The sequence below is a fragment of the Heliomarina sp. genome (assembly GCF_052826185.1).
Map to the genome: position 1 here is coordinate 45,497 of NZ_JBRBUI010000017.1, position 16,633 is coordinate 62,129.

Sequence of the window (16,633 nt, forward strand, 5' to 3'; positions counted from 1 at the left end):
CTACCAGTGCGAACAAAGAAGCCTCCCCTCTTCTTGTGACGGTCCGGCATTATTCGTCGCAAAGCCAGACTGACACTTGTCAGGTTAAGCGCCCCTTGCCTGTTACGTCAACACTTCCGGCATCACATTCGGGGCGAAACGTACACTGGTGGTTCAGCTTGGGCGGGAAAGCGCGGGTTGAGCGAGATGTTTGATCCCACGCCTTTTTTCCCGAACCGCCCAAATCCGGGCAATCGCATGGAAAAACCGCAGCAAAGGCTAATTTTTCTTTCGAACCGGCGGATGTCGGTTAATCTTTGCCGTGACCGCTATCAAAAGGCGCGGCAACGCCCGGGCAAACCCGGACAGCCCGATACCGGGTAAAGACCAACAGGGACAAAAGGGAGTTACATCATGAGAGTTATGAACAAGGGCCAGAATCGCCGTTCCGTTCTCGCGGGGCTCGCAGGGACAGGCTTGCTGCTGGCCAGCCCGGGGATAATCGGGCGCGCGCGCGCACAGGCGGGTGACGCGATCCGGCTGGGCGCCCCGTTCCACCGCACCGGCATCGGCGCATCCTACGGGCGCTGGTATGAACGTACCGCTAACGCCGCGCTCGAGGTGATCAATGCGGGTGGCGGCATCAACGGTATGCCCGTCGAGATGATCGTCGAGGATGACGGCACCGACCCGAAACGCGGCGTCGAACTGATCGAGAAATTCTCGGCCGAGCACAAGGTCGACGCTGTCTTCGGCCATCTCTTCTCGCACGTCGCGGCGGCAACCGCTCCGCGCGCGGGTGAACTGAAGATGCCCTATTTCCTTTGTTCCGAGGCACATACGCTGGCTGCGGGCGGGTTCAACCGCTATTGCTTCCAGCCCTCAATCTCGGATGTGAAAAGCCAGGTCAGCTCGATGGCGCCGTGGATTTCGGAGAACCTCGGCAAGAAGATCACCCTGATCTACCCCGACTATGCCTTTGGCTATGACCATCGCGACAACATGACCGCCGCGATCAAGGCGCAGGGCGGCGAGGTCGTGGCCGACATCGCCATCCCGCCGACCGAGACCACATTCACCCGCTACATGCCGCGCATCCCGTTCAATACCGAAGTCATCTATCACGTGATGGTCGGCCCCGCCGTGATGACATTCGTCAAGGAACTGGGCGAGCATCTGGGCTCTAACCGTCCGGAAATATTCGGCTTTATCGACAGCTTGGAGGCGGTCGACATCGGTATTCCCCAGCTGGAATACCTTGAAGGCACGCATTTCTGGGAAGGTCATGCACGCTATGCCCAAGCTGACCAGACCGAATTCGACAAGTTCTACCGCGAAAAGGTTGGCGTCGACGAAAACGGTGCCTCGGTGGACGATGCGCGCGACATCTCGACTTATGCGCATATGTTTTCGGTCTGGGAGACGCTGTTCGCGATGAAGCAGGCGATGGAAATGGCCGATTACAAAGGCCCGGACCAGAAAATCGCCTTCCTCGAGGCAATGGAATCCATTGAAGGCTTTGAAGCGTCGAACGAATTCCCGCAGGGCGAAAAGGTCTTCAACGGCAAGACCCACCAGGCCTTTGCCCATCAGAACATCTCCAAGGTCACGGATGGCAAGCTGGAAGTTGTCTATCGTACCTCGATCGAGGAAACCCTCTACGAGGATGAGACGGACTATACCCAGATGTCCTTCTGATCAAACGCATCAGGGCGGCAAGGCATTGACCTGCCGCCCTTTTTCTTGCCTCTTTGCTTTCACCCCCGACACGGCGGGCTGAAGGAGTGACTTCATGATGGATCTTGCGCCCTATCTCCTGCTGGCCGGGCTGGAAGGGCTGGTGATGGCCTCGGTGCTCATGCTGACGGCGCTGGGGCTTTCGCTCGTGTTCGGCGTGATGCGCGTGGTCAACGTGGCGCATGGCGAATTTTACATGCTGGGCGCGGTCGGCGCTTGGGCATGCGCACAATTCGTGCCCGGCCACCCGGCGCTGGCCTTCTGCGTGGCGCTTGTTGTCGCGCCCCTGCTGGTCGGGATGCTGGCCTATCTCGCCGACTGGGCGATCCTCAAGCGGATCAACTACGATCCCGAAGGCACTATCGTTTCTACCATCGGAATGCTCTATATCATTCAACAGCTTACCCTGATGAGCTTTGGCCCCGACGCCCGAGCCGTCGACGCACCGTTCTATTATACGATCCGCACGCCGTGGTTCGGCTATTCCAGTTACAAGCTGTTCACCGTGGTCATGGCGCTGGTACTGGTGGCGGGGCTTTGGGTGATGCTCAAACGCTCGAAATGGGGGCTGGTCATGCGGGCCACCCAGTTCGACCGCGAGACGGCGCAGAATTTCGGCATCCCGGTAAACCGCGTCTATTCCATCGTTTTTGCCATCGGCGCGATGCTGGCGGCGATTGGTGGCGTGCTGGTCGTGCCCAACCAGCAGGCCCATTACCTGATGGGCGGCGACCCGCTGCTTTTGTCCTTCGTCGTGGTGATCGTGGGCGGGCTGGGATCGATCCCCGGCACCATCGCCGCTGCGATCCTGATCGGCATGTCCGATGGATTGCTCTCGGTTTTCTTCTCACCGACGGCGGCCAAGATCTTTTCGACCCTGCTTGTTGCCTTTGTTCTGGTATTCAAGCCCGAGGGTCTGTTTGGAAGGTCAAACCGCGTATGACGCCTGTATGTTTTGCGTACACAACCTGTACACCCCCTGTACATCAGACAGGCGGAAATCACCGGTCATGACCTTGCATAATGGTAAATTGCTGGCGCTCTGCGTCGTCACGGTGATCGTCCTTTTCGGGCTGCAATTCGTGCTGCCGCCCTATCTGACGCTCGCGCTGACCCGCATCCTGATCCTGTCGGTCTTTGCGATGGGGTATAACATGCTGATGGGCTATACCGGGCTGCTCAGTCTGGGGCATGCGATGTTCTTTGCCGCCGGTCTTTATGCGGCAGGTCTGTCGACCTATTACTGGGGCGTGACCCTGCCGGTCGCCTTTCTTCTTGGGATCGTCGGTGCCTTTGCCGTGTCGCTGGTGATAGGTCTGCTGGCGCTGCGTACGCAGGCCGTGTCTTTTATGATTGTCACGCTGATGTTCGCGCAGGCGGGTTACCTGATGACTCTGCAGTTCACCAATATCACCGGTGGCGATCAGGGGCTGACCCTGCCGACCGATGCGCGCAGCTTTGGGCTGTTCGGAATGGTCGTCGACATGACCTCGGACACGGCGCGGTTCAACCTTGCGCTGCTGATCTTTACCGTTGTTCTGGCGGTGCTATTCGCGATCACGCAGGGGCCGCTGGGCCGGTTGTTCGTCGCGGTGCGCGAGAATGAGCCGCGCACCCAGATGCTGGGCTTTGACACTTATGCGATCAAGCTGACCGCCTTTACCGTGTCGGGCACCATTTCGGGTACGGCGGGGGCGCTCTACGGGCTGATGTTCGGCTATATCGGATCGTCCTTTGCCGGGTTCCAGAACTCCATCGAGGCGCTGCTTTATACGCTGATCGGCGGGCCGGGCACGTTGCTGGGGCCGCTCTTGGGTACGGCAGTCATGACCATGCTGATTGATCGCCTAAGCGGGATCACAACGGCCTACCTGATCGTAATCGGTGTCCTGCTGATCGTGGTGAACCTGTGGTTTCCCAAAGGTATTCTTGGCACGATCCGCGACAGATGGCTGGGGTGGCTGAAATGACCTTGCTGCGTACCAAGGGGCTGTCACGCCATTTCGACGGGCTCAAGGCGGTGGATGGCGTGGACTTCGCGCTGGACCCTGGTGAGATCCGCGCCATCATCGGCCCGAACGGCGCGGGCAAGTCCACCTTTGTCAGCCTGCTGTCGGGGCGGATCAAGCCCTCGGCCGGGCAGGTGTTCTTTGAAGATCGCGACGTGACCGGGATGCCCGCGCATAAACGGGTGCGCATGGGGATCGCCTATACGTTCCAGATCACCAATATCTACGGCGCGATGACCGTTCTGGAAAATATCGCAATCGCGGCGCAGAACCGGCTGCGCCCGCATCTGTTTTCGCGCAAACCCGTCAGCGAGGTGGAGATCGCGCGCGCCGCGACCAAGGCAGCGCAGGAGGTCGGGCTGGGCGATCTGCTTTATGAAACCGCCGGAACGCTGGCCTATGGGCATCAGCGCCTTCTGGAGGTGGCGATGGGGTTGGCGCTGCAACCCAAGCTGCTGATTTTGGATGAGCCGACGCAGGGCCTGTCGGATTCCGAGATCGAGAACTTTCAGAAGGTTGTGCGGCGGGTGGCGCAATCGGCCACGGTGCTGCTGATCGAGCATAACATGGATGTGGTGATGGCGCTGGCCGACCGGATCACCGTGCTGGAGACTGGCCGGGTACTGGCCGAGGGCACCCCCGGTGACATCGTGCACAATGACGCGGTTCAGGCCGCCTATCTGGGAGCACCGGCATGAGCGAAATGCGCGTCGAGGGCTATGACGCCTTTTATGGCCGCAGTCAGGCGCTGCGGGATTTCTCGATCACCGTGAAGGGCGGCGAGGTGCTTTGTCTGATGGGCCGGAACGGCGCGGGCAAGACCACCGCGCTCAAGGCGATCATGGGCACGGTGCGGCCTGCGGCGGGGCGGCTGTGGCTGGATGGAGAAGAGCTGACCGGGTTGCCCGCCTCGGAAATCCCGCGGCGCGGGATCGGCTATGTGCCGCAGGGGCGGCGGCTGTTTTCGGAACTCACCGTGGCGGAAAACCTCGAGATCGGGCTGATGACGCGCCATTCGGGGCAGGAGTCGCTGGAGTATGCGCTGGGGCTTTTCCCGGTACTGCGCGAGCGGATGAAACAACGCTCGGGAACGCTGTCAGGGGGTGAACAGACGATGCTGTCGATGGCACGTGCGCTTTGCGTGAACCCGTCGGTCTTGATGCTGGACGAGCCGACCGAGGGGCTGATGCCATCGGCCATTGCCAGTATCCGTGAGGCGGTGGTCAAGCTGCGAGACGATGGCGTGGCAATCCTGTTGGTGGAACAGCGGGTCGATGCGGTGCTGCCGATTGCCGACCGGGTGGCTTTCATGAACCACGGCGAGATCAAGGCCCGCTTCGACATCGAAGAGGTCCGCAGCGACAAGAGCCTGCTGCATCAATACGTGGGCGTCGGGGCCTAGGCGGGAGTGCTGGTCAGCTTGTCCCTCAGGGCCGCGACCTCGGGGTCGCGGGCGCGGAAACAGGCAACCCTGTGGCCATCCGGATCGCCGGAAAGTACCGGGCTTTTCTGACGGCAGCGATCCTGCGCGAACTGGCAGCGCCCGGCAAAGCGGCATCCGTCGGGCGGGGAGATCGGGCTGGGCGGGTCGCCTTTCAGCCGCATCCCCACGTCCATCCCGGCCTCGAGCGTTGGCACAGCCGAGATGAGTGCCATCGTGTAGGGGTGCATCGGGCGCCGGAAAATCGCGCTTCGCGAGCCGATCTCGACGATCTGGCCAAGGTACATAACCGCGATCTGGTCGCAGAGGTGCTGGACCACGCCAAGGTCATGGCTGATAAATAGGTAGGACAGGCCCAATTCGGCCTTGAGGCGACCAAGCAGGTTGAGGATCTGCGCCTGAATGGCCACGTCCAGCGCCGAGACGGGTTCGTCGCAGACAATGAGTTTGGGCCGTGTGGCAAGCGCCCGGGCGATCCCGATGCGCTGGCGCTGCCCGCCAGAGAACTGGTGCGGAAACAGCGCTTTTTGCTCGGCGCGCAGGCCGACGGTCGCGAAAAGCTCATCGACGCGATCTTCGCGTTCCTTGGGCGTGCCGGTCCCCATGAGGTCCATCGGGCGGCGCACGATAGCCCCGGCGCGTTCGCGCGGGTTGAGCGAGGCGTAGGGGTCCTGAAACACCACCTGGATGTCGCGCCGCGCCTGCCGCATCTGGTCGCCGTCCAGATGGGTGATGTCCTCGCCGCTCAGCCGGATCGTGCCGTCGGTCGCATCGTTGAGCCGGGCGCAGGCCATGGCGGCGGTTGTCTTGCCGGAGCCGGATTCACCCACGAGGCCAAAGGCGATGCCGGCGGGGATGTCAAAGCTGATCCCGTCGACCGCGTGGACGACCTTGCCGCCGCCGACCGGGAAATGGACCTTGAGGTCCGAGACGCTGAGGGCCGGTATCTCGCTCATGCGGGGATCTCCTCTTGGCGCAGGCAGGCGACGGCGCGGTCCGGGCCCAGCGGAGTCAGGGCGGGGCTGTGCAACTGGCATTCGCCAATGGCGCGGTTGCAGCGCGGCGCAAAGGCGCAGCCCTTTAGCTCGGCGAGATCGGCGGGGCTTGGCACTACGCCGGGAATTTCGAACAGGGGTTCCGGCGTGTCGCTTGGATCGCGGCTGAGCTTGGGGATGCAGGAGATCAGCCCGCGCGTATAGGGATGGCGCGGGTCGCGGATGAAAGAGCGGACGGGGCCTTCCTCGATTTTGCGGCCCGCGTACATGACCATGACCCGGTCGCACATCTGGGCGACGACGCCGATGTCGTGGGTGATCAGGATGATGGCGGCGCTGATCTTGTGCTGCAACTCGCGGAACAGATCGAATATCTGCGCTTGTACCGTCACGTCGAGCGCGGTGGTCGGTTCATCCGCGATCAGCACCTTGGGTTCGCAGACCAGCGCAATGGCGATCATCACGCGCTGACGCATCCCGCCGGATAGCTGGTGCGGATAGTTATGGGCGCGCTGTTCGGGCGAGGGGATGCCGACCAGCCGCAGCATCTCAATAGCGCGGTCCCATGCTTCGGCGCGCGAGCTGCCGAAATGCGCGCGGGCGGTTTCGGCGATCTGTTCGCCCACCGTGTAGACCGGGTTGAGCGAGGTCATCGGTTCCTGGAACACCATGGAGATTTCATTACCGCGGATGCGGGTCAGCCGGTCTTCGCCCGCGGTCACGATGTCTTCGCCGTTCAGCAGGATTTGCCCCCTGGAGGCCCGGCCCGGCGGGCTGGGCACGAGGCCGATCAGGGACAGCGCCGTGATGCTTTTGCCGCAGCCGGATTCGCCAACGATGCCGAGGGTCTCACCGGCGGCGAGATCAAACGAGAGGTCGCGTACCACGGGGATTTCACGCCCGCCGGTGCGGAAGGAAATCTCTAGATCGCGAACCGAGAGGAGAGGGGAAGAGCTGGTCATCGCTGTCTCAATTTCGGGTTGATGGCGTCGTTCAGCCCGTCGCCGACAAGGCTGATGGCCAGCACGGTCAGGAAGATGGCAATGCCGGGAAAGGTCACGCCCCACGAGCTGTCGAGGATATAGGGGCGGTTGTCGCCGATCATGCGGCCCCAGCTCATCGCGTTGGGATCTGAAAGACCGAGAAAGGAAAGGCCTGCCTCGAACAGGATGGCCGAGCCGATGGACAGGGCGGCGACCACGATAAGCGGCGGCGCGGCATTGGGCAGGATCACCTTCCAGATCAGCCGGGCATTGCCTGCGCCGATGGAGCGTTCGGCCTTGACGTAATCCATCTCGCGGATTTTGAGGAATTCTGCGCGGGTCAGGCGGGCGGTCGAGGTCCATGATACGATGCCGATGGCGATGGCGATATTGATCAGCGAGGGCGAGAAGAGCATCACCACGACCATCGCAAAGAGCAGGTTCGGCAGGACCTGAAAGAACTCGGTCACGCGCATCAGCACGTTATCGACGCGGCCGCCAAAGAACCCGGCCAGCGCGCCGATGGTGACGCCGATCAGGATGGTCAGCACTGCGGCGGAAAACCCGATGGTGATGGTGACGCGACCGCCGTTGATGAGACCGGCCAACAGGTCGCGTCCAAGGTAGTCGGTGCCCAGCAGGTATTCCGACTGGCCCGGCGGGGTTAGCGGCATCCAGACCATATCGCGCGGCGACACCGTATAAAGCGACGGCCCGAAGATAGAGATCACGATGATCGCGAACAGGATGAAAAGCCCGATCATCGCGGAATGGTTCTGGCGGAACATCTGCCAGACCTGCCGCGAGGGCGAGACCGGTTTTGGCAGAGGTTTCAACGGCGTGGCGATGGACGCGGTGGTGTCGGTGACGCTCATGTGGCTTTGATCCTTGGGTCGATCCGGCGATAGATGACGTCGGTCAGCAGGTTCATCACCACGACCATCAGGGCGGAGAAGAACAGGATGCCCAGCAGGGTGGGCGTGTCGCGGCGCAGGATCGATTCAAAGGCAAGCGTGCCAAGCCCGGGCCATGCAAAAACGGTTTCCACCAGCACCGCCCCGGAAATCACCTGTCCGAATTGAAGACCGGCAAAGGTGACGACTGGCAGCACCGCGTTGCGCAGCGCGTGCTTGTAGATCACCAGCCGTTTCGGCAGGCCCTTGGCGCGGGCGGTGCGGACATAGTCTGTCTCGAGCACTTCGAGCATGCTGGTGCGCGACAGGCGGCTGTAAAAGGCAAGGTAGATCAGTCCGAGCGTCAGTGCGGGCAGCACCAGATGATGGGCGACGTCGAGGATATAGCCGATGGTGCTTGTCGCGGTCTCGGTGCTGGTCATGCCCGAGATCGGCAGGATCGGGAAGGCGACGGAGAGCAGCAGGATCAGCATGATCCCGATCCAGAACACGGGGGCGGAGAAGCCCGCCAGCGACAGCACCGTGACGAGGTGCGAGATCCACGAATTGCGGCGCTGGGCGGAAAAGACGCCAAGAATGGTGCCGATCACGATGGCCCAGAGCAGGGCGACGGTAACGAGCAGCAAGGTCGGCCCGATGCGCTCGGCGATTAGGTGGGTCACCGGCTGGTCGTAATACGTGGAATAGCCAAGATCGCCCTGCAAAACGCGGCCCAAGTAATGCCCGATCTGCACATAAAGCGGCTGATCAAGGCCAAAGCTTTCGCGCAGCTCGGCGATAAGTTCAGGGGTCGCGCCGCCCATCTCGCCGACCAGCGCCTCGACCGGATCGCCGGGGGCGATGTGGATCAAAGCGAAATTCAGCACGAGCACGGCGAAGAGCAATAATACAGCATTGGCGAGCTTGCGCAGCAGTCCGGTGAGCACGGGGGCGGTCCCTTTCGTGAGTGGTGGAGGTCGTAAGGGCGGCGAAGAAGGCCGCCCTTCCGGTTGGCTTTACTCTTCGAGGTAGACGTCGGTGAACGGGGCCAGCGCGCCAAAGGGCGACGCGGGCGCGTTGCCGATGCGGTCGGAATAGACCGTCGCCGAGAAATCCTGCGGCATGTAGATGAACACGAGGTCTTCCTGCGCGATCTTCTGGATGTCGGCATAAAGCGCCTTGCGGGCGTCCATGTCGGTTTCCACCGCGGCCGCATCAAGCAGCTTGTCCATCTCTTCGTTGCAATAGCCCTGGGTGTTCGACCAGATCACGTTCTTGATGTTGTCGCAGTCGAAATGACGGTGCACGCCGATGGTCGGATCGGGATAGTTGAAGGATCCGTTCATCGTGGCGTCGTAATCCCAGCTTGCGATGCGCTTGACCCATGTGCCGAAATCCGGGGCCTTGCGCAGTTCGACACTGATATCCAGCTTGGCAAGCTGCGCCTGAATGTATTCGGCCATCGGCACGTGCGCGGCGGGGGCCCAGCTCGGCACGTCGAGCACAAAAGAGAACCGTGTGCCGTCATCGCCGACGGTATAGCCAGCCTCATCCAGCAGGGCGGCAGCCTTTTCCATGTCGGGCTCGTACATGGGTACGTCGGCCGAATAGAACGGGTTGCCCGTGTGCAGCGGACCGGTGCCTGGCTGGGTGCGGCCGCCAAAGATGACCTTGGAGAGGAAATCCGTGTCGATGGCATGGGCGAGTGCTTCGCGCACCGCGTGGTCGTTGAACGGCTTTTCACGCAGGTTCAGCTCGAGGTAATGCACGTAGCCGATCGCGCCGTAGCCGTCGGTCGTGACATTGACGCCATCAGCTTTTTCAAGACGGGTCGCGTCATTCGGGCGGACACCGGCAAAGGGTGCAAAGTCGATCTCGCCCTTTTCCAGCATCAGCACGCGGGTCAGCGGATCCTTGATCAGCGGGAAGACGATCTTGTCGAGATAGGGACGGCCCTCGATGAAGAAATCATCGTATTTCACCAGCGTGAGGCGCTGGGTCGGGTCGTTCTCCTCGACCATGAAGGGGCCGGAGCCGATCACGTTTTCCATGTTGCGGGGGTGGGTCTTCATGTCCTGCCCGTCGTCATAGATATGCTTGGGCAGCACCGGCATCAGCAGCGGTTGCAGCGACATCAGCAGACCCGGCACCGGCTGGTCGAGATGCAGCACGACCTTGTCCGCCTCGGGCGTGTCGATGCTGGTGACATGGCCGAACATGTTCTGGCCAAAGGGGTGGTTCGCCTTGACCACTTCCATCGAGAATTTCACGTCCTCGCCGGTGATCGGTTCCCCATCGTGGAATGTCGCGCCGTCGACAAGATCGAAGGTCACGGTGAGCTGGTCCTCGGACACTTCCCAGGATTCGGCGAGATAGGGTTCGATGGCGTAATCGGCGCCCACGGTGACCAGACCGGCAAAGATCTGCGAGGCTGGCGCGCCGGTGGCGGCCCCCGATTGCACCGCTGCGTTCAGGGTCCGGTAGCCCGAGGTAAAGGCGGTAAGTGTGCCGCCCGCCTTGGGTTCGGCCTGCGCGAGCGAGGCCGCGCCCAGGGTCGCGGCCAGCGCGACGGGGAGCGATTTCAGGAAAGTATCAAGCATCTATGGTCCTCTGTTGGTGATTATTTGCGCGGCTTTTCCGACGTCTTGTGTTTGTAATATTCAGAACTGTTGCAACGGTTATGAAAAAATGCAACGAATTTTTCAGTCCAGTGAAATTAGAAGGGAAAATCCTCGTGACTTCGACAAATATTCAATCGAAGCGGTCGGCTGGACGTGTCGACACGGCCCAAGACGATCTGAACAATGCCAGCGAACCGGTGGGGCGGCAGATTCGCGAATTACGCAGGGCGCGCGGTTTGACGCTCAGCGATATGGCCAAGGCAATTGGCCGGTCGGTCGGGCACCTGAGCGAACTGGAACGCGGAGTGAGCCCGATCACCCTGGATACGCTGGACAAGATCGCGCGGCGGCTTGACGTGTCGATCAGCTGGTTCTTTTCCCACGCGGAGCAGGAGGACTCTGCCGAGAGCGCATATGTGGTGCGGCGTGGGGCGCGGCGTGAGATCAACCTCAGCCAGGCGGGCGTGCGCGAGGAATTGCTGTCGCCGCATCTGAACGGGAGCCTCGAAATGGTGCTGACCACCTTTGCGCCCGAGGCCGGGACCGGCCCCGAGGGCCGTGCCCGCAAGGGGGATGAGGGCGGTTACATCGTTTCGGGCCAGCTTGAGCTGACCATCGACGGCCAGACCCTTTCGCTAAGCGCGGGGGACAGTTTCCAACTGAACGGGACCGGAAGCCATTCCTGCCGCAACCCGGGGCCGGGGGATGCCGTGATCGTCTGGTCCTTTGCGCAGGCGAATTATTAACAACCCACCGGGAAAATCCGGGGACATGCCCAACAGGAGCCATTACAGATGAGCGACATCACCGTTTTCACCGCGCGCAAGATCCGCACGATGACCGGGGCCATGCCCGAGGCCAGCGCCGTCGCGGTGCGCGACGGGCGGATCATCGAGGTCGGCACGCTTGAGACGCTGAAACCCTGGCTGAACGCGCATCCCCACCGCATCGACACGCGATTCGAGGATAAGGTGCTGATGCCGGGGTTTATCGACCCGCACCTGCACCCGACGCTGGGCGCGATCCTGATGCCCTGCCATTTCATCACCGCGATGGAATGGGTACTGCCAGACCGGACCTGTCCGGCAGTCACCAGCCACGAAGACTACCTTGCTCGCCTGTCCGAGATCATTGCCGCCGATGATGGCAGCGAGGAAATCACCGTCACATGGGGCTTTCACCGGATCTGGCATGGCAATGTGGACCGCGAGGCACTGAACTCGGTATCTTCGACCAAGCCGATCTTTGTCTGGCAGCGGTCCTTTCACGAGATCATCGCCAATGATGCGGCCATCGAATGGATGGGCACGGCGCGCGAGGATCTGGAACGGCATCCGCAGATCGATCTGCAGTCGGGGCGGTTCTTCGAGACCGGCATGGCGCTGGCGGCGCAGGCGATGAACAAGGTTCTTCTGGCCCCGCAGCGCTTCATGAAAGGGCTGGAACTGGTCAAGCAGACCGTCCATCTGGGCGGGCACACGACCATCGGAGAACTGGCCTATCCGATGATGAACGACCAGATCGAATGGCAGCTTCTCAAGGGGGCGCTGGACAATGACACAGTGCCTTTCCGGATGAAGATCATTCCCCGCGCCCTGCAGCGCGGCACCTTTGAGGGCAACGCGCAGGAAAACGTCGAGCGGGTGCGCGAATTCGAAGGGCGCGACACGGAACGGCTGTTTTTCGAGAATAGTGTCAAGCTTTTCACCGATGGCGGATTCTTTGCCGAGCTGATGCAGATGCGCGAGCCGGGCTTTATCGACGGGCATCATGGCGAATGGCTGATGTCACCGGAATCCTTTTATGACCACGCCCGCGCCTTCTGGCTTGAGGGTAAGCAGATCCATGTGCATTGCACCGGCGACATGGGCGTCGAACTGGCGCTCGACACGCTGGAAAAGTTGCAGGCGGAAAAGCCGCGGTTCAATCACCGGTTCACCATCGAACATTTCGGGGTCTCGAACGAAGAGCAGGTGCGGCGGATCAAAGATCTGGGCGCGATTGTCTCGGCGAATGTCTACTATCTGCACGAGCTGGGTGAGGCTTATTGGCGGGATTCCATCGGGTATGAGCGGGCCTCGCAGATGGCGCGCATGGGCTCACTGGAACGGGCGGGCGTGACATTCGCGCTGCATTCCGATTTCACCATGGCCCCGGCGCTGCCGCTGAATTCGGCATGGGTGGCGGTGAACCGGATTGCTGAATCCGGCTCGGTGTTGTGTGCCGAAGAGCGCACCTCGCTTGAGGCGGCGATGCGCGCGATCACCATCGATGCGGCCTATGTGCTTGGGATGGAAGACGAAATCGGGTCGATCCGGGCGGGCAAAAAGGCCGATTTCACCGTGCTGGAACAGGACCCGTGGGAGGTCGAGCCGCAAGCGCTGCGCGAGATTCCGATCTGGGGCACGGTGTTCGAGGGCCAGCCCTTTCCTATCGAGACATGAGCCGCCTGCCGATCACCCTGCTGTCGGGCTATCTGGGCTCCGGTAAGACCACGATCCTGAACCACCTGCTGCGCAACGCGTCGGGGGCGCGCCTGGGGATCATGGTGAACGATTTCGGCGCGGTGAACATCGACGCGGGCCTGATCCGCGAGGTGGATGGCGCGGCTGTCGAACTGACGAATGGCTGTGTCTGCTGCTCTATCGGCGATGACATGGGCGCGGCGCTGAGCGAAATGGCGATGTGCCCGAACCCGCCGGACCGGGTCATCATGGAGGCAAGTGGCGTTGCCGAACCGGCGCGGCTGGCGATGCTGGTCGGGAACTGGCCGGGGTTCGAACTGGACGCGGTGATCACCGCCGTCGATGCCGAGACCGTGCGTGAGAGGGCGAAGGACAAGTTCGTCGGGCGGCTGGTTCAAAGCCAGATCCGCAGCGCCGATATCGTGGCGCTGACCAAGCTGGATCTTGGCGGCTCGGCGGATGAGGTGCGGGCCTGGGTGCAGGGGCTTCGGCCGGGACTGCGCGTGGTCGATGCGACGCAGGGTGCGCTGCCGCAGGCGCTGCTGCTGGGGCCGCAGGAAGACGGATCGCGCTGGCAGGTGCCGGGGGCGGAGGTGGGCGGTTTCGTCAGCCGTGCTTGGCGGCCCGTCGGTGCGATGGACCGGGCCAGTTTGGCGGGCGCGTTAACCGCGTTGCCCGAGGCGGTGCATCGGATCAAGGGTCGCGTGCGTGCGCCGGACGGGGGCGGGTTGCTGGTTCAGGCGGTTGGCACGCGGGTCGAGATTTCGCCCATCGACAAGGTGGAGGATCCTTGCCTTGTGATGATCGCAAGCGGCGGGGCCGAGGTGTTCGATCCGGTCTGCGCGGCGCTGGATCGGGCCTGTCATTGAGCGGAAAACGGCAGGCACAAGCCGTACATTAGCTGTACACCCCCTGTACACCGGCCGTGCAGCGAAAGCTGTCAGTTCTGAGGTGCGGTCAGCAGCCCGCAGGCCGAGGTGATCAGGTTTTCAATCGCGTCCGGAGAGCCCCAGAGCTTGCCGCCGGTGGGGTCCTGTTCGAACGCGGCCTCGCGGGCGGCAAGGGTCGAGATCAGCAGCAGGTCCATGAAGATAAGCCGCTGGTTCAGCAGGCTTTTCGGCATGTCCGGCACAAGGTTATAGATATGCTCGATGCAGCGGATGTAGCCCGAGGTGCGATGCCCGGCCAGCGCCTGCATGAAGGCCTTGCGGTGGTTGATCTTGAGCCCGACGACAAACCGCATGTGACCAAGGCTTGAGGCAACCGCGCCGACGCCTTCGACATCGCTGGGCGTGGTTTCGACCTCGACGATCAGGCGGATGATGTCGGCGAGTTCACGCGGACCGCCATTGGCTTCCATCTCATCCAGCTTCTGGATGCGGGCGCTGTCGGAGACATGGGCGCAATCGAGGATCAGCGCATCAACCAGTGCGTCCTTGGAGCCGAAATAGTAGTGCAGCGAGGCATTATTGCGCGCCCCCGAGGCGGTAACGATCTCGCGGACGGTCACACCGTCGACGCCCTTGGAGGAGAACAGCCGCAGGGCCGCGTCCTTGATTTTTTGCGCCGAGGATTCCTCGCCCCTCGTGCTGCGTTCCTGTTTCTGCCGGGTTGCCATGGCCGGTTCCGTTTCCTTGTCGGATCTTGCCGCCGGAAAGGCGGGATGTTGAAACAATCGACTTAGCCGAAGGTCGTCGGAAGATACATCACTAATTGCGGGAACAGGACCAGAATGCCGAGCAAAATCAGGTCCATGAACAGAAACCACCAGATGCCGCGGAAAATCGCGCCGGTCGAGATACTTTTGCCCACAATGCCCTTGATGACAAAGACGTTCATGCCGATGGGCGGGGTGATCATGCCGATTTCCAGCAGTTTGGTCATGATGATGCCGAACCAGAGCAGGTTGAAGCCCGCGCCGTCGATCACCGGAAGCAGGATCGGCAGGGTCAGGAGCATCGCGCCGATGGGTTCAAGGAACATGCCGAGCAGCAGGTAGATGAGGATCACGCCCAGCAGGATCATCGCCGGGGACGCGCCGCTGCCGAGGATGGTGCTGCTGAGGAATTCGCCGGTGCCCGAGAGCGCGAGGAACCGGGTGAGCAGGCTGGCACCCACACCGATGATGATCAGCGCGCCGGTGGTCAGCACGGTTTCCTGTATCGCGGCCTGAAACCGTCCCCAAGTGAGCGTGCCTTTTACCAGCGCCACGAGGGTGGCAAGGAAAGCGCCAACGGCTCCGGCCTCGGTCGGGGTGAAGACGCCGCCGAAGAGACCGGAAAAGATGCCCAGCATGATGAGGATCACCGGCCATGTGTCTTTCAGCGAGTCGATCCGTTCGGCCCATGAGGCCCGGTCATCCGTCGAGGGCGCGAGGGCGGGATTCAGCGTCACGCGGATCATCACCACGAGGATATAGCCAAGCGCAGTGAGGATACCGGCGGCGATCCCACCGAGGAAAAGCTGGGTGATCTCGACCTGTGCGACGATGCCGTAAAGGATCATGATGACAGAGGGCGGGATCAAAGCGCCGATGGTGCCCGCGACGGCGACGGTGCCGGTGGCCAGCTGCGGATGATAGCCGGATTTCAGCATCTCGGGCACGGCGATCCGGCCCATGGTGGCCGAGCAGGCGACTGAAGAGCCGGAGACGGCGGCAAAGCCCGCACTGCCGAGGATCGCGGCAATCGCCAGTCCGCCCGGTAGCACCGAGAGCCATGCGCGGGCGGCGCGGAACAGGCCTTCGGTCAGCTTGGTGTGGTAGGAAATGTACCCAAGCAGCAGGAACATCGGGACCGAACTGAGAATCCAGTTGGCTGCGAATTTATACGGGATCAGCCCGAGCGAGCCCCATGCGACACGCCAGTTGGTCAGCATCCAGAGGCCAAGGATCGATACGCCGATGAGGGCGATGCCGATGGGCATCCGCAGCGCGATCAGCACGATCAGCAGGACGAGGGCGGCAATGCCCAGTTCAACTCCGGTCATTCAGGGGCCTCTTGGGGCGTTTTGCCCGTGACATAAAGTGCAAAGCGCAGGGCGAGGATCAGGGTCATCAGACCGGCGCCGAGGGGCAGGGCGAAATAGGCGGGCCAGACCGCGATCTTGGTCGCGCCGCTGATTTCGGCGGTGCCCTTGGCCATGGCGCTGAGCGCGGCCTCCCATGTGCGCCAGGTCAGCATGGCGGTGACAAGCGCGGTGGGCAGCAGCATCAGCCCGGCAAGGTGGCGCTGGACGCCTTTGGGCATCAGATCGGTGACGAATTCGACCGAAATATGTGCGTCGCGCTGTTCGGCCAGCGCCAGCGGGACAAAGGCGGCGATGACCATGTAGTAGTAGCTGACTATGGTCAGGGTTCCGGGCAGCGGGCTGCCGAAGAGATGGCGCATCGCCACGTCAAGCGTGACCTGTACCATCATCAGCGCCACCGCCGCGCCCGCGAGGACCGATGTGCAGGTCGCGCAGGTGGACAGGAAATTGGAAATACGTGTCATATAGCCGCCTTTTGAT

Annotated in this window: 16 protein-coding genes; 8 read left to right on the plus strand and 8 right to left on the minus strand. The window is 62.1% G+C overall.

The annotated features are described in order from the left end of the window. Positions 1 to 393 precede the first annotated feature (393 nt). From ACU0FH_RS05550 to ACU0FH_RS05570, 5 genes are all read left to right on the plus strand, one after another. A complete protein-coding gene (locus ACU0FH_RS05550; protein ID WP_446193723.1) occupies positions 394 to 1,677 on the plus strand; it encodes an ABC transporter substrate-binding protein in 1,284 nt (427 codons plus the stop codon). A 97-nt stretch (positions 1,678 to 1,774) separates the two neighbouring features. Further along, on the plus strand, positions 1,775 to 2,659 hold the full coding sequence (locus ACU0FH_RS05555) for a branched-chain amino acid ABC transporter permease (RefSeq protein ID WP_238372561.1): 885 nt from the start codon (positions 1,775 to 1,777) through the stop codon (positions 2,657 to 2,659). Between the two features lie 67 nt (positions 2,660 to 2,726). After that, complete coding sequence (locus ACU0FH_RS05560; protein ID WP_446193724.1) at positions 2,727 to 3,686, plus strand: branched-chain amino acid ABC transporter permease; 960 nt, start codon at positions 2,727 to 2,729, stop codon at positions 3,684 to 3,686. After that, positions 3,683 to 4,423, plus strand: coding sequence for an ABC transporter ATP-binding protein (locus ACU0FH_RS05565; RefSeq protein ID WP_446193725.1), 741 nt, complete (start codon positions 3,683 to 3,685; stop codon positions 4,421 to 4,423). Before ACU0FH_RS05560 ends, ACU0FH_RS05565 begins: the two co-directional genes overlap by 4 nt. Further along, the gene (locus ACU0FH_RS05570; RefSeq protein ID WP_088632200.1) at positions 4,420 to 5,127 is read left to right on the plus strand and encodes an ABC transporter ATP-binding protein; all 708 of its coding nucleotides are present in this window, start codon (positions 4,420 to 4,422) and stop codon (positions 5,125 to 5,127) included. Before ACU0FH_RS05565 ends, ACU0FH_RS05570 begins: the two co-directional genes overlap by 4 nt. On the opposite strand, the gene ACU0FH_RS05575 is transcribed toward ACU0FH_RS05570, so the two are convergent. From ACU0FH_RS05575 to ACU0FH_RS05595, 5 genes are all read right to left on the minus strand, one after another. After that, a complete protein-coding gene (locus ACU0FH_RS05575) occupies positions 5,124 to 6,122 on the minus strand; it encodes an ABC transporter ATP-binding protein (protein ID WP_446193726.1) in 999 nt (332 codons plus the stop codon). The genes ACU0FH_RS05570 and ACU0FH_RS05575 overlap by 4 nt on opposite strands. Then, entirely contained in the window at positions 6,119 to 7,123 is a 1,005-nt protein-coding gene (locus ACU0FH_RS05580) for an ABC transporter ATP-binding protein (protein WP_446193727.1), read from the minus strand. Before ACU0FH_RS05580 ends, ACU0FH_RS05575 begins: the two co-directional genes overlap by 4 nt. Further along, positions 7,120 to 8,019: an ABC transporter permease gene (locus tag ACU0FH_RS05585; RefSeq protein ID WP_446193728.1), complete on the minus strand. Its 900-nt coding sequence runs from the start codon at positions 8,017 to 8,019 to the stop codon at positions 7,120 to 7,122. The genes ACU0FH_RS05580 and ACU0FH_RS05585 overlap by 4 nt, the downstream gene beginning before the upstream one ends. Further along, on the minus strand, positions 8,016 to 8,984 hold the full coding sequence (locus ACU0FH_RS05590) for an ABC transporter permease (RefSeq protein WP_446193729.1): 969 nt from the start codon (positions 8,982 to 8,984) through the stop codon (positions 8,016 to 8,018). The genes ACU0FH_RS05585 and ACU0FH_RS05590 overlap by 4 nt, the downstream gene beginning before the upstream one ends. 69 nt (positions 8,985 to 9,053) lie before the next feature. Then, positions 9,054 to 10,637 carry an ABC transporter substrate-binding protein gene (locus tag ACU0FH_RS05595; protein WP_446193730.1) on the minus strand — a complete coding sequence of 528 codons (1,584 nt, stop codon included), beginning with the start codon at positions 10,635 to 10,637 and terminating at the stop codon, positions 9,054 to 9,056. A 134-nt stretch (positions 10,638 to 10,771) separates the two neighbouring features. Between ACU0FH_RS05595 and ACU0FH_RS05600 the strand changes: the two genes are divergently transcribed. Genes ACU0FH_RS05600 through ACU0FH_RS05610 form a run of 3 tightly spaced genes read left to right on the plus strand, consistent with a single transcriptional unit; the run spans position 10,772 to position 13,992 of the window. Further along, the gene (locus tag ACU0FH_RS05600) at positions 10,772 to 11,404 is read left to right on the plus strand and encodes a helix-turn-helix domain-containing protein (RefSeq protein WP_446193731.1); all 633 of its coding nucleotides are present in this window, start codon (positions 10,772 to 10,774) and stop codon (positions 11,402 to 11,404) included. Between the two features lie 48 nt (positions 11,405 to 11,452). After that, positions 11,453 to 13,102: an amidohydrolase gene (locus ACU0FH_RS05605; protein WP_446193732.1), complete on the plus strand. Its 1,650-nt coding sequence runs from the start codon at positions 11,453 to 11,455 to the stop codon at positions 13,100 to 13,102. Beyond that, the gene (locus tag ACU0FH_RS05610; protein WP_446193733.1) at positions 13,099 to 13,992 is read left to right on the plus strand and encodes a CobW family GTP-binding protein; all 894 of its coding nucleotides are present in this window, start codon (positions 13,099 to 13,101) and stop codon (positions 13,990 to 13,992) included. Before ACU0FH_RS05605 ends, ACU0FH_RS05610 begins: the two co-directional genes overlap by 4 nt. A 71-nt stretch (positions 13,993 to 14,063) precedes the next feature. On the opposite strand, the gene ACU0FH_RS05615 is transcribed toward ACU0FH_RS05610, so the two are convergent. The 3 genes from ACU0FH_RS05615 to ACU0FH_RS05625 all read right to left on the minus strand — a co-directional run bounded on the left by ACU0FH_RS05615 (position 14,064) and on the right by ACU0FH_RS05625 (position 16,617). Then, positions 14,064 to 14,741, minus strand: a complete 678-nt coding sequence (locus ACU0FH_RS05615) for a TetR/AcrR family transcriptional regulator (RefSeq protein ID WP_446193734.1) — start codon at positions 14,739 to 14,741, stop codon at positions 14,064 to 14,066. A gap of 62 nt (positions 14,742 to 14,803) precedes the next feature. After that, on the minus strand, positions 14,804 to 16,111 hold the full coding sequence (locus ACU0FH_RS05620) for a TRAP transporter large permease (RefSeq protein WP_446193735.1): 1,308 nt from the start codon (positions 16,109 to 16,111) through the stop codon (positions 14,804 to 14,806). Further along, the gene (locus ACU0FH_RS05625) at positions 16,108 to 16,617 is read right to left on the minus strand and encodes a TRAP transporter small permease (RefSeq protein ID WP_446193736.1); all 510 of its coding nucleotides are present in this window, start codon (positions 16,615 to 16,617) and stop codon (positions 16,108 to 16,110) included. Before ACU0FH_RS05625 ends, ACU0FH_RS05620 begins: the two co-directional genes overlap by 4 nt. Between the last annotated feature and the right edge of the window lie 16 nt (positions 16,618 to 16,633).

What these genes read in the sequence shown, in the direction of transcription:
- ACU0FH_RS05550 (WP_446193723.1), top strand. Translation starts at nt 394, where the DNA reads ATGAGAGTTATGAACAAGGGCCAGAATCGCCGTTCCGTTCTCGCGGGG.
- ACU0FH_RS05580 (WP_446193727.1), bottom strand. Translation starts at nt 7,123, where the DNA reads ATGACCAGCTCTTCCCCTCTCCTCTCGGTTCGCGATCTAGAGATTTCC.
- ACU0FH_RS05595 (WP_446193730.1), bottom strand. Translation starts at nt 10,637, where the DNA reads ATGCTTGATACTTTCCTGAAATCGCTCCCCGTCGCGCTGGCCGCGACC.
- ACU0FH_RS05620 (WP_446193735.1), bottom strand. Translation starts at nt 16,111, where the DNA reads ATGACCGGAGTTGAACTGGGCATTGCCGCCCTCGTCCTGCTGATCGTG.
- ACU0FH_RS05605 (WP_446193732.1), top strand. Translation starts at nt 11,453, where the DNA reads ATGAGCGACATCACCGTTTTCACCGCGCGCAAGATCCGCACGATGACC.
- ACU0FH_RS05555 (WP_238372561.1), top strand. Translation starts at nt 1,775, where the DNA reads ATGGATCTTGCGCCCTATCTCCTGCTGGCCGGGCTGGAAGGGCTGGTG.
- ACU0FH_RS05565 (WP_446193725.1), top strand. Translation starts at nt 3,683, where the DNA reads ATGACCTTGCTGCGTACCAAGGGGCTGTCACGCCATTTCGACGGGCTC.
- ACU0FH_RS05585 (WP_446193728.1), bottom strand. Translation starts at nt 8,019, where the DNA reads ATGAGCGTCACCGACACCACCGCGTCCATCGCCACGCCGTTGAAACCT.
- ACU0FH_RS05560 (WP_446193724.1), top strand. Translation starts at nt 2,727, where the DNA reads ATGACCTTGCATAATGGTAAATTGCTGGCGCTCTGCGTCGTCACGGTG.
- ACU0FH_RS05615 (WP_446193734.1), bottom strand. Translation starts at nt 14,741, where the DNA reads ATGGCAACCCGGCAGAAACAGGAACGCAGCACGAGGGGCGAGGAATCC.
- ACU0FH_RS05610 (WP_446193733.1), top strand. Translation starts at nt 13,099, where the DNA reads ATGAGCCGCCTGCCGATCACCCTGCTGTCGGGCTATCTGGGCTCCGGT.
- ACU0FH_RS05575 (WP_446193726.1), bottom strand. Translation starts at nt 6,122, where the DNA reads ATGAGCGAGATACCGGCCCTCAGCGTCTCGGACCTCAAGGTCCATTTC.
- ACU0FH_RS05570 (WP_088632200.1), top strand. Translation starts at nt 4,420, where the DNA reads ATGAGCGAAATGCGCGTCGAGGGCTATGACGCCTTTTATGGCCGCAGT.
- ACU0FH_RS05625 (WP_446193736.1), bottom strand. Translation starts at nt 16,617, where the DNA reads ATGACACGTATTTCCAATTTCCTGTCCACCTGCGCGACCTGCACATCG.